Below are 12076 nucleotides of genomic sequence, written 5' to 3' on the forward strand. Positions count from 1 at the left end.
TTTAGAGAGGACGAAATAGACTACATGGAAAAAATCAGGATGAGCACCCCGCTGGTAGAGATGGATGGCGATGAGATGACGCGCATTCTCTGGGGGCAGATCAAAGAGGAGCTGTTGTGCCCGTTTGTGGATCTGAAAACAGAGTATTACGATCTCGGCCTGCCGTATCGGGATGAGACGGACGATCAGGTTACTTACGACGCGGCCAACGCCATCAAAAAGTACGGCGTCGGCGTCAAATGCGCGACGATCACGCCCAATGCCCAGCGAGTGGAAGAATATCATCTGAAGGAAATGTATAAAAGCCCCAACGGGACGATCCGCGCCGTGCTGGATGGAACTGTTTTCCGCACGCCCATTCTCGTGAAGGGGATCGAGCCCTTTGTGCGTACGTGGAAACAGCCCATCACCATCGCCCGCCATGCTTTCGGCGATATTTACCGGGATACCGAATCCAAGGTCGCAGGCGGCGGGAAAGTGGAGCTGATTGTCTCGCAAAACGGCGAGGAGCAGCGGCTGCCCGTCTATGAGTATAACGAGAACGGCGGCATTGCCCTGGCGATGTATAACACCGTCGATTCCATTCGGAGCTTTGCCAGAAGCTGCTTCCAGTTTGCCCTGGGCGAGAAAAAGGATCTCTGGTTCTCTACCAAGGATACCATTTCCAAGCAGTATGACCACACGTTTAAGGATATTTTCCAGGAGATTTATGACGCGGAGTTCGCCGAGAAATTCGAGGCCGCGGGCCTGGAATATTTCTATACGCTCATCGACGATGCCGTCGCCCGGGTGGTGCGCTCGGAAGGCGGGTTCATTTGGGCGCTGAAGAATTACGACGGCGATGTCATGAGCGATATGGTAGCGACGGCCTTCGGAAGCCTTGCCATGATGACATCGGTGCTGGTCTCGCCGGACGGCAACTACGAATACGAGGCCGCTCACGGCACGGTTACGCGCCATTACTATAAGCATCTCAAAGGCGAGGAGACTTCCACCAACTCGGTTGCGACGATCTTTGCCTGGTCTGGCGCGCTCAGAAAGCGCGGCGAGCTGGATGGCAATCAGGAGCTGATGGAGTTTGCCCAGAAGCTGGAGCAGGCCACGCTCTCGACCATTGAAGGCGGCGTGATGACGCGGGATCTGGCGCTTCTCTCTACGCTGGAAAACGTCAAAGCGGTCAATTCGAGCCAGTTTATCAAGGCGATTCGGGAAAACCTCGAGAGCCTTTATCAATAATTGAGACAAAAGAGGAAAATGGGATGACACTATACGAAAAGTGGCAGCAGCTGGCAGATATGCAGCAGACGCAGGAGGCGCAGCTGGCATATTGGCAGGAGTATTTTGCGGCGGAAACAGAGAACTACAAGAAAATTCTCGCCGAGCCGGAAAAGGTCTTTGTGGGCAAGCTTTCGGAGCTGGCAGAGCAGTTCGGGATGACGCCCGAAGTTTTCACCGGCTTTCTAGACGGCATCAATGAGAGCCTGGTCTCCGGCTATGAAATTGCGGGGCTGGCAGAAGATACAGAGATCGAGCTGAAAGTGGATTTCGAGAAGCTGTTCTATAATATGCTGGATGCCAAGGCAAAGTGGCTGTATACTCTGCCTGAGTGGGAAGGCGTTCTTTCGGAAGAGAAGCGCCGGGAGATCACCAAAGCGTGGCGCAAATCCGGCCAGATCATCAACGAGAACAAGGTCGGTCGCAACGATCCCTGCCCCTGCGGCAGCGGCAAAAAATATAAAAAGTGCTGCGGAAAGAACCTCTAATCTGGCAGATCAAATAAGAAACCGGCAACCGCCGGTTTTTTATTTCGCTCTTTTCGAAGAGCGCGGATTTTCCCGGCGCATCCTTGCTTTTTTTAGGAAATTCCCATAAGATATAGGAGAGCTATTTTGGAGGTAGTATGAACAGGCAGGATACCATTCGCAATTTTTGCATTATCGCGCATATCGACCACGGCAAATCCACTCTGGCCGATCGCTTAATTGAAAAGACCAAAACAGTCTCCATGCGGGAGATGGAGGATCGGCTGCTGGATCAGATGGATTTGGAGCGCGAGCGCGGCATCACCATCAAATCCCAGGCGGTGCGCATGTTCCACGAGAAAGACGGCATCGAATATACGTTTAACCTCATTGATACGCCCGGGCATGTGGACTTCACGTATGAAGTCTCCCGCTCGCTGGCGGCCTGCGAAGGGGCGATCCTTGTGGTGGATGCCAGCCAGGGCATCGAGGCGCAGACGCTGGCAAACGTCTATCTGGCGCTGGATAACGATCTGGAGATTTTGCCTGTCATCAATAAAGTGGACTTGCCCTCGGCGCGGCCGGATGAAGTGGCGCAGGAAATCGAGGATGTCATCGGGCTGGATTGCAGCTATGCGCCGCGCATCAGCGCGAAAACCGGCCTGAATATCGAGAGCGTTCTGGATGCGATCGTGGATTACCTGCCCCCGCCCAAGGGCGATTCCTCCGCGCCGCTGAAAGCGCTGATCTTCGATTCCTTCTATGATAACTATAAAGGCGCTATCAGCTTTGTGCGCGTCAAAGAGGGCAGCGTCAAAACTGGGGACATCATCCGGTTTATGGCCACGGAGAAAGAATACGACGTCACGGAAGTGGGCATTTTCACCCCCAGGCTGCTGCCCGCGGAAAGCCTAAAGGCGGGGGAAGTCGGCTATATTGCGGCAAGCGTCAAGACCATCAGCGATACGCGGGTGGGCGATACGGTAACGCTGGCGGCCCGGCCGGCTCCAGAGCCGCTGCCGGGGTATAAGAAAGTCTCCTCCATGGTCTACTGCGGCATCTACCCGGCCGACGGCGCCAGATACGATGATCTGAAGGATGCGCTGGAAAAACTGCATTTAAACGACGCCTCCTTAAGCTATGATCCGGAGACGTCCGTCGCCTTGGGCTTTGGCTTCCGCTGCGGATTTTTGGGGCTTTTGCATATGGAGATCATTCAGGAGCGGCTGGAGCGGGAATTCGATCTCGATCTGGTGACCACGGCTCCCAGCGTCAGCTACCATGTGATTCTGACGAACGGCGAGCTGGTTGTGGTGGAAAACCCCACCAACCTGCCCGATCCCTCCACCATCGAGCATATGGAAGAGCCGATGGCCAAGGTATCCGTCATGACGCCGGATGAGTATGTCGGCGCGGTGATGGATATTTGCCAGGAAAAGCGCGGCATTTTCAAGAATATGGAGTATATCGAGACGACGCGCGTCGTCCTGCACTATGAGATCCCGCTCAACGAGATCATCTATGATTTCTTCGATCAGCTCAAATCCCGCACGCGGGGATACGCGTCGCTGGATTATGAGCTCTGCGGCTATCAGAAGAGCGATCTGGTCAAGCTGGATATTCTGCTGAACGGCGAGATGTGCGATGCGCTTTCGCTGATCGTGCATGCGGATAGGGCCTATGCCCGGGGCAGAATGATCGCCGAAAAGCTCAAGGAAGTCATTCCGCGGCAGATGTTTGAAGTGCCCATTCAGGCGGCCATCGGTGGAAAAGTCATCGCCCGGGAGACGGTCAAGGCCATGCGCAAGGATGTTTTGGCCAAATGCTATGGCGGCGATATTTCCCGAAAGAAAAAACTGCTGGAAAAGCAGAAGGAAGGAAAAAAACGCATGCGGCAGGTGGGGAGCGTAGAAGTCCCCTCCGAGGCGTTTATGAGCGTTTTGAAGCTGGATTCGTGAGCAGAGGGCTTTATATTCATATCCCATATTGCCAGCGCAAATGCGGCTACTGCGATTTTGTCTCCTATCCTGGAAAAGAGAGCACGATGCCGGAATATGTGCAGGCGGTGATTCGGGAGGCGGCGTTTTATCAGGGCGAGCGCGCGGATACCGTCTTTATCGGCGGGGGGACGCCATCGCATCTGCCGGATGGGGCGATAGAACAGCTGCTGGAAGGCGTGCGAAGGAGCATCGAGATTGCCCCGGAAGCGGAAATCTCCATCGAGGCCAACCCCAATTCCTTTTCCGGGCAGAAGGCGCTGGAATATCGGCGGGCGGGGATCAACCGCATCTCCTTTGGCCTTCAGGCCGTGCAGGATGCGCTTTTGGCATCGATTGGCCGCCTGCATACCTATGACGATTTTCTGCGTGCGCTGGATGCGGCGTGCCAGGCGGGATTTTCCAATATCAACGCGGATCTCATGTATTCGCTGCCCGGCCAAAGTGTGGAGCAGGCAAGGGAGAGTGCAAAGGCGCTTTGCGCTCTGCCGGTTACGCATGTCTCGGCCTATGCCTTAAAGCTGGAAAAGGGCGTTCCCATGTATGGTATGCCCCAGCCGGATGAAGAGACGGATCGGGCCATGTTTTACGCCATCAAGCAAACCCTGGAGGAAGCGGGATTTGCCCGCTATGAGATCTCCAATTTCGCAAAGAAAGGCTATGAATGCCGGCACAATTTGAAATACTGGCGCGTTTGGGAGTATATCGGCCTGGGCGCCTCGGCGCACTCCTTTTACCAGGGCGAGCGCTTTTCCAACGACGATGGCCTGGGGCGGTATCTGGCTGCGCTGGGGCGGGGAAAACGGGCGGAGATCTCCCGCCTCAAGGCAGATTTGCCCTTTGAGCGCATCATGCTCAAAACCCGCCTGCTGGAGGGTATGCCGGCAGAAGAGCTCCCCGAAAGCGAAGGGATGCGCAGATCTCTTGCCAAGCTGCAGAAGCTCGGCCTGTGCGAGCTGGGCGAGCGGCTTGTTTTGACGGAAAAAGGGCTGGATTTGCAGGATGGCGTTGTGTTGGAGCTCATCGAAAATCTGGTATAGCAAGCCGAAAAAGGCGCGGCCCAAAGGGGGCTGCGCCTTTCTTTGTTCAATAATTCGTAACAAATAGCCTATTGACTAAAAAGGGAAATAGTGCTATTTTTATAGTACTGATTAGCACTCGATGAAGTTGAGTGCTAACAAACCAAAAGGAGGGCGGAGATATGGCGATAACCGAACGTCAGATGATGATTCTAAAAGCGATCATCGATGATTATATTGCTACGGGCATTCCGGTTGGGTCCCGCACGCTTTCCAAACGGGAGGATATGAACATCTCTTCCGCGACGATCCGCAATGAAATGGCAGATCTGGAAGAGGGGGGGTATCTGGAGCAGCCGCATACCTCTGCCGGGCGCATGCCTTCGGATAAGGCGTATCGGCTCTATGTGGATACACTCATGAAAGTTTCCCGCCTAAATCAGGGTGAAATCGCCTTTATCCGCGGCTATCTGAACCAGAAGATGGGGCAGATGGGCGGCGTCATCGAGGCGACGGCAAAAGTGCTTTCGGAGATGACCAATCTCACCAGCCTGGTGCTTGCCCCGCAGCTCTCGCAAATCGAGATTCGGCGCATCCAAGTTGTCAAGCTGAGCGGGCATAAGGCTCTGCTCATTTTCGTGTTCAACACGGGCATGGTGCGGGATATGGTGATCCATGTGCCCGAGGAGATGGATCCTTACGAGCTGGAAACGCTCTCGAATTTTCTGACGGATAAAGTGAGCAACCGGCGCTTTGCAGATGCCGTTTCGGCAGTGCGGGAGGCGGCGGTGGGCGATATCGAGGCGCACCGGGCTTTTATGGAAAGCATGCTGGATGCCGTGCAGGCCAACATCCGGCCGGAGGCTGGAAAGGAAGTTGTGCTGGGGGGAGCGAAAAATATCTTCAACCACCCGGAATACCAGGATGTGGATAAGGCGAAAAATTTTCTGACGCTTTTGGAGACCAAAGATGCGCTCTATGATATGCTTTCCCGCTCGACGGATATGGAATTTACCATCCGCATCGGCAGGGAAAACGAGCTGGATGAGCTGAGGGATATGAGCATCGTTACGGCGACTTACCGCATGGGCGATCAGAAGCTGGGGTCCTTTGGCGTCATCGGGCCGACGCGCATGAACTATGCGAAAATTATCTCGGTACTGCGGTGCGTGAGCGCCAGCATGAACGAGATTTTGCAATATTATCTTGCGGATGACAAACAATACTGACAGGAGAGAGAAATGGCAAAAAGCAAGCAGGAGCAGCAGGAAGAGAAGGTAGCGGAGCAGCTCCAGGAGGAAACACAGAATCAGAAGAGCGAGCCCGAAAAGAAGCCCGCCAAGGAAAAGGGCAAAAAAGCCGATTTGGAGAAAGAAAAACTGCAAAAAGAGCGGGATGAGTATCTCTCGCTGCTGCAGCGCGAGCGGGCGGATTTTGAGAACTATAAGCGGCGCAACCAGACGGCGGTTTCAGAGGCATATCAAAATGCGATGCTGGATGCCGCGGCAAAGTTCCTACCGCTGGCGGATAACATGGAATACGCCATCAAAGCGGCAGGCGAAGAGGATTCGCCCATAAAGCAGGGCGTGGAGCTGATCCAAAAACAGCTGGGCGAGATTTTTGCATCCCTTGGCATCGAGGAGATTGAAGCCCAGGGCCAGCAGTTCGACCCGAATTTCCATAACGCCGTCATGCAGGCAGAACCGGAGGAAGGCGAGGAAAGCGGGCTGATCAAAGAAGTGCTCATGCGCGGCTACCGGGCCGGGGAGCGCATCCTGCGGCACAGCATGGTGAAAGTAGTAAAATAAGAATTTGAATATTTAGGAGGATATCGTATTATGGGCAAGATTATCGGAATTGACCTTGGAACAACCAATAGCTGTATGGCGGTGATGGAGGGCGGCGAGCCTGTCGTCATTCCAAATGCGGAGGGCGCGCGGACAACGGCCTCTGTCGTCGCATTTGCAAAGAATGGCGAGCGCCTGGTCGGCCAGATCGCAAAGCGCCAGGCCGTAACCAACCATGAAAACACCATCGCTTCCATCAAGCGGGATATGGGAACGGACCGCAAAGTCAATATTGAGGGCAAGGGCTATTCTCCCCAGGAGATTTCGGCCATGATTCTGGCAAAGCTCAAGGCAGATGCCGAGAGCTACCTGGGCGAGAGCGTCAGCCAGGCCGTCATCACGGTTCCGGCTTACTTCTCGGATTCCCAGCGCCAGGCGACCAAAGATGCCGGCAAAATCGCAGGGCTTGAGGTGCTGCGCATCATCAACGAGCCGACGGCCGCAGCGCTTTCCTACGGTCTGGATAAAGAGGATTCCCAGAAAATTCTGGTGTATGACCTGGGCGGTGGCACGTTCGACGTGTCCATCCTGGAAATTGGCGACGGTGTCGTCGAAGTTTTGGCGACCAACGGCAACACCCGGCTGGGCGGCGACGATTTCGACCAGCGCATCATGGACTGGATGGTCTCCGAATACAAGAAGGAGAGCGGCATCGATCTTTCCGCAGACAGCGCGGCGATGCAGCGCCTGAAGGAAGCGGCCGAGAAAGTGAAGATCGACCTTTCCGGCGTCATGCAGGCCAATATCAACCTGCCCTTCATCACCATGGATGCGACCGGCCCCAAACACCTGGATATGAACCTCTCCCGGGCGCAGTTCGACAAGCTGACGGAGGACCTGGTCCGCGCGACGGAAGGGCCCACCATGAACGCGCTGAGAGACGCCGGCCTTTCCACCGGCGAGATCGATAAAGTCGTGCTGGTCGGCGGCTCCACGAGAATTCCTGCAGTTCAGGATATGGTCAAAAAGCTGACGGGCAAAGAGCCGTATAAGGGCATCAACCCGGATGAATGCGTTGCGCTGGGCGCGGCCATTCAGGGCGGCGTTCTGGGCGGCGAAGTCAAGGATGTTCTTCTGCTGGATGTTACTCCGCTTTCCCTTGGCATCGAGACGCTGGGCGGCGTCTGCACGCGCCTGATCGAGCGCAACACCACCATCCCGGCCAAAAAGAGCCAGATTTTCTCCACAGCCGCAGATGGCCAGACCACCGTTGAGATTCACGTCCTTCAGGGCGAGCGGGAGATGGCGCAGTACAACAAAACGCTGGGCCGGTTCACGCTGACGGATATTCCGGCTGCGCCCAGAGGCGTGCCGCAGATCGAGGTTACCTTCGATATCGACGCCAACGGCATTGTGCATGTCTCGGCCAAGGACCTGGGGACGGGCAAGAGCCAGGATATCACGATTACCGCCTCCACCAACCTCTCGGATGAGGATATCGACAAAGCTGTGAAGGAAGCGGAGCAGTTCGCGGCAGAGGACAAGAAAAAGAAAGAGGAGATCGAAGTCCGTAATACCGGCGATTCCCTGGTCTACCAGACGGAGAAGACGGTCAAAGAACTGGGCGACAAGATCTCGGATGCGGATAAAGCTTCCATCGAGGCCAAGACCGCAGAGCTGAAAAAGGCGCTGGAAGGAACGGATACCGAGGCCATCAAGGCGGCCACCGAGGCGCTGACGACAACCTCCTACGAGATTTTCGGCAAGGCATATCAGGCGCAGAGCGAGCAGGGCGCGCAGGGTGCCCCCGGCGCACAGGGCGCGGCGCCCAAGGATGACAACGTCGTCGATGCGGATTATGAAGTGGTAGACGACGATAAGAACCAGAAGTAGGAAAAAGGCCGAAGCGGAAGGGAAGGCGGGTGAAAGCTCCCGGCCTTCCTTTCTGCGGTTAAAAAGAGGAAACGAATTTGGCAAATAAGGATTACTACGAAACGCTGGGTGTAGACAAGAGCGCCAGCGCAGAGGAAATCAAAAAGGCCTATCGCCAGCTCGCCAAAAAGTATCACCCAGATCTCAATAAAGACGATGAGAGCGCCGCCCAGAAGTTCAAAGAGGTGAACGAGGCATATCAGGTGCTTTCGGACGATCAAAAGCGCGCACAGTACGATCAGTTCGGCTCGGCGGCGTTTGACGGGAGCGCGGGCGGCTATGGAGGCTATGGGGGCGGCTTTAGCGGCGGCGGGTTCGGCGGATTTGGAGATATTTTCGAGAGTTTCTTTGGCGGCGGCTCTGCGGCCAGAAGGGGCGGGCCAACCCGAGGCAACGACGTGGAGGCAACGCTGCGCATCACCTTTGAAGAAGCGGCCTTTGGTGTGAAAAAAGAGGTGAACATCGGGCGCAGAGAGGCCTGCGAGCATTGTCATGGAACGGGCGCCAAGCCGGGCAGCAGCGTCAAAACCTGCCCGACCTGCGGCGGCAGCGGCCAGGTGCGCCAGCAGCAGAACAGCATGTTTGGCAGCTTTATGAATATCACAACCTGCCCCAACTGCCGCGGTCAGGGCAAGATCATCGAAGAGCCCTGCGAAACCTGCCGGGGCAGCGGGCATGTTCAGCAGAACCGGAAGATCAGCATCAATATCCCGGCCGGCATCGACAACGGCCAGGTGATCACGCTTTCCGGCCAGGGCGATGCCGGGGAAAAGGGCGGCCCGGCGGGCGATTTGCTCGTCTATATTCAGGTGCGGCCGCACAAAACCTTTAGACGGGAAGGGGTCAACCTCTATATGGAGATGCCCATCAGCTTTGGCCAGGCGGCGCTGGGCTGTGAACTGGAAGTGCCCACGCTGGACGGCAAGGTGAAATATAGCATTCCGGCAGGCACGCAGACCGGGACGACTTTCCGCTTGCGCGGGAAGGGCATCAAGTATCTGCGGCAGGATTTGTACGGCGACCTGTTCGTCAAGATGAATGTGCAGATTCCGCGCAAGCTGACGGAACAGCAAAAACAGCTGATTATGGAGCTGGAAAATATCGATGCACAGAGCATCCCCAAAAAGAAAAAGCTCTTTAAGAAATAGCAAACTGCAAAAATGCGGCGGTATTCCAGGGATACCGCCGCACTTTTTATGCAAATATCCCCCGGGCAATGTTTGAATTTTTCTGGAAAAAAGGTATAATAACTAGTAGTATAAGCGATGCGCGGTTAGGAGATGACGTTATGAAAATGAAGCAGAGAGAAATTCTAAATGCACTTGCGCTGGATTTTGCGAGAGATCACCAGTCTCAGGAGGAGTATATCAACGCCAAAATTGAGGAGATCAAGTGCGCAACCAAGGAATATCTCATGGGCACCGGCATGAAAGGCTTTATGCTGGGGCTTTCGGGCGGCATCGACAGCTATGTCTCGGCGGCGCTTGTGGCAGATGCCGTGCGCGATATCAGCGGCCTGGTGCATCTGCTGATTTTGCCCAACGGCGAGCAGAAGGATATCGGCGATGCGCTGGAGTGCGCGGATGCCCTGACCCAGCGCTTTTCCAACATCACCTGCGAGACCATCAATATCCGCCCGATGTACGATGGCCTTTTGGAGAGCATAGCTCCAAGCTGCATTCGGGAGCAGGCGGATTCCTATTTCCTCGGAAACTCTCAGCCCAGGCTGCGCATGGTTTGCCAGTATGCGCTGGGCAAAGGGCTGCTTGTGGTGGGGACGGACCACGCCACGGAAAACATCACCGGGTATTTTACCAAATACGGCGACGGCGGCAGCGATTACAATCCGATGGACGGCCTGATCAAGCCGGATATCTACGCCATTGCCGCGCAGTACGGCGCGCCCGAGTGCGTCATGAAAAAAGCGCCGGCGGCAGGGCTTGGCATCTCCAGTTCGGATGAGGAGGAACTGGGCTTTACCTATGAGCAGCTTTCCCAGTATCTCCGGGGCAACCTGGTGGAGAAGGATACCATGGCGCGTATCGTCTCGCTGTATGAAAAAGCCGAGCATAAGCGGCATTTGCCCGCTTCGCCCATGAACCTCTGGTGGAAGCAGAAGAAGGAGGAGGCCAGCTTTATCGTCGTAGATATGATCCATGCGTTTACGGATGGCAGCATGGCCTGCCAGAATGCCGAGGCCGCAGTGAAAAATACTGTTTCCTACCTGAACGAGCATCCCGAGCACCGGGTATTCTATGTGCGCGACTATCACCCGGAAGATCACTGCTCTTTCCAGGAGCAGGGCGGCCCCTGGCCGCAGCACGCCGTTGCCGGCACAAAGGAGAGCCAGGTGGAGGAGGCGTTCTATACGGAGCTTGGAAAGACCATCAACACGCCTCTGGAGCGCTATAATGTGTTCAACAAGGGGAGCAACCCGCTGGAAGAGGAATACTCTGGCTTTAACGCGCAAAACGAGCAGTACGGTGCGCTCAAGTATAACCTGACGCGCAAAGTGATCGTGAGCGGTATCGCCACGGAATACTGCGTGAAGAACACCGTCATGGATCTGCTGAAAAATGGGTTTGAAGTCGCCGTCCTGAAAGATGGCCTGGCCTACCTGGAAGCGCAGGGGCATGAAGAGGCGCTGGCCGAGATGCGGGCAATGGGCGCTCAGATTATCGAATAAGACGGAGGAACTATTTTGGCTAGAAGCGATGAAAACGTATTCGCGGAAGAGCGCAAGCAGCTGATTGTCGAGCTTGTCAACCGGCAGGTGAAGGCCACGGTATCCAGCCTTTGCGAGGAATTCGGCGTCTCACCGGCGACCATCCGCAACGATCTGCGGGAGCTGGAGTTTGCCGGCCTTTTGAAGCGCACGCACGGCGGCGCGATTCGCAATAAAAAGACGAGCTACGAGAAGATATACGAAGAGCGGCTGGTCTACCGCAAAGAGGAAAAACACGCCATTGGCAAGGCGGCCGCGGCGATGGTGCAGGACGGCGATACCATCATCATGGATACAGGCACGACTACGCTGGAGATGGCGCGCTTTCTGACGGACGTCCAGGGGCTGACCGTCGTTACCAATGATCTTGGGATTGCCTCATATATCAACCGCCATATCAACGCAGATCTCCTGGTGGTCGGCGGGTTTTTGCGCAAGCACTATAACTGCTTTTGCGGGCCGCTGACGATTTCCGCACTGGATGGGCTGAGCGTGGACAAGGCGTTTCTCTCTGCGGACGGCGTCTCCATCGAAAAGGGCATTTCGACGCCGAATGTGGATATTTCCATGGTGCGCCGGGCGTTCATCGAGTGCGCAGACGAGAAGATTTTGCTGGCTGATCACTCCAAATTCGGCAAGACGACGTTCGTCAAGTGCGCGGCATTGAGCGAGATTGACGTCATCGTCACAGATGAAAAAGCCGAGAAAAAATATTTGAGCCGCATGCGGGAAGAGGGCGTGGAAATCGAGGTTGCCAAGCTGCCCCGGCAGGCGGCCAAGGAAAAAGAGCAGAGCCTTGCCGCAAAGGAGGCTTAAAAAGCTGGAATATTCCAGCTTTTTTATTTGCAGGAAACGTCTGATACAGTTTCCAAAT

The 12076-nt window shown here is 55.5% G+C and carries 10 protein-coding genes; all 10 read left to right on the forward strand.

Features of this window, described 5'->3' with window-relative positions:
- The first annotated feature begins 24 nt into the window (after positions 1 to 24).
- Positions 25 to 1236 carry an NADP-dependent isocitrate dehydrogenase gene (locus tag AALG83_01120; GenBank protein MEY8381761.1) on the forward strand — a complete coding sequence of 404 codons (1212 nt, stop codon included), beginning with the start codon at positions 25 to 27 and terminating at the stop codon, positions 1234 to 1236.
- Between the two features lie 23 nt (positions 1237 to 1259).
- A complete protein-coding gene (locus AALG83_01125) occupies positions 1260 to 1763 on the forward strand; it encodes an SEC-C metal-binding domain-containing protein (protein MEY8381762.1) in 504 nt (167 codons plus the stop codon).
- A 137-nt stretch (positions 1764 to 1900) separates the two neighbouring features.
- Entirely contained in the window at positions 1901 to 3700 is a 1800-nt protein-coding gene (lepA, locus tag AALG83_01130) for a translation elongation factor 4 (protein MEY8381763.1), read from the forward strand.
- The gene (hemW, locus tag AALG83_01135; GenBank protein MEY8381764.1) at positions 3697 to 4779 is read left to right on the forward strand and encodes a radical SAM family heme chaperone HemW; all 1083 of its coding nucleotides are present in this window, start codon (positions 3697 to 3699) and stop codon (positions 4777 to 4779) included. Before lepA ends, hemW begins: the two co-directional genes overlap by 4 nt.
- Before the next feature lie 161 nt (positions 4780 to 4940).
- The gene (gene hrcA / locus AALG83_01140; protein MEY8381765.1) at positions 4941 to 5987 is read left to right on the forward strand and encodes a heat-inducible transcriptional repressor HrcA; all 1047 of its coding nucleotides are present in this window, start codon (positions 4941 to 4943) and stop codon (positions 5985 to 5987) included.
- Positions 5988 to 5999: 12 nt separating this feature from the next.
- Positions 6000 to 6566 (forward strand): nucleotide exchange factor GrpE, encoded by a 567-nt coding sequence (locus AALG83_01145; protein MEY8381766.1) that lies wholly within the window; start codon positions 6000 to 6002, stop codon positions 6564 to 6566.
- A gap of 30 nt (positions 6567 to 6596) precedes the next feature.
- On the forward strand, positions 6597 to 8438 hold the full coding sequence (gene dnaK, locus AALG83_01150; GenBank protein ID MEY8381767.1) for a molecular chaperone DnaK: 1842 nt from the start codon (positions 6597 to 6599) through the stop codon (positions 8436 to 8438).
- Positions 8439 to 8515: 77 nt separating this feature from the next.
- Positions 8516 to 9625, forward strand: a complete 1110-nt coding sequence (gene dnaJ, locus AALG83_01155) for a molecular chaperone DnaJ (protein ID MEY8381768.1) — start codon at positions 8516 to 8518, stop codon at positions 9623 to 9625.
- A 140-nt stretch (positions 9626 to 9765) separates the two neighbouring features.
- Positions 9766 to 11163 (forward strand): NAD(+) synthase, encoded by a 1398-nt coding sequence (gene nadE, locus AALG83_01160; GenBank protein ID MEY8381769.1) that lies wholly within the window; start codon positions 9766 to 9768, stop codon positions 11161 to 11163.
- A gap of 15 nt (positions 11164 to 11178) precedes the next feature.
- Complete coding sequence (locus AALG83_01165) at positions 11179 to 12018, forward strand: DeoR/GlpR family DNA-binding transcription regulator (protein MEY8381770.1); 840 nt, start codon at positions 11179 to 11181, stop codon at positions 12016 to 12018.
- The last annotated feature ends 58 nt before the right edge of the window (positions 12019 to 12076 follow it).

It is taken from the genome of Christensenellaceae bacterium 44-20 (assembly GCA_041223705.1).
In the GTDB taxonomy this organism is placed as follows: domain Bacteria; phylum Bacillota; class Clostridia; order Christensenellales; family Christensenellaceae; genus QANA01.

Excerpts from the sequence above, each read along its gene's own strand:
- dnaK (MEY8381767.1), top strand. The coding sequence starts at position 6,597 with ATGGGCAAGATTATCGGAATTGACCTTGGAACAACCAATAGCTGTATG.
- hrcA (MEY8381765.1), top strand. The coding sequence starts at position 4,941 with ATGGCGATAACCGAACGTCAGATGATGATTCTAAAAGCGATCATCGAT.
- AALG83_01145 (MEY8381766.1), top strand. The coding sequence starts at position 6,000 with ATGGCAAAAAGCAAGCAGGAGCAGCAGGAAGAGAAGGTAGCGGAGCAG.
- AALG83_01125 (MEY8381762.1), top strand. The coding sequence starts at position 1,260 with ATGACACTATACGAAAAGTGGCAGCAGCTGGCAGATATGCAGCAGACG.
- nadE (MEY8381769.1), top strand. The coding sequence starts at position 9,766 with ATGAAAATGAAGCAGAGAGAAATTCTAAATGCACTTGCGCTGGATTTT.
- lepA (MEY8381763.1), top strand. The coding sequence starts at position 1,901 with ATGAACAGGCAGGATACCATTCGCAATTTTTGCATTATCGCGCATATC.
- AALG83_01120 (MEY8381761.1), top strand. The coding sequence starts at position 25 with ATGGAAAAAATCAGGATGAGCACCCCGCTGGTAGAGATGGATGGCGAT.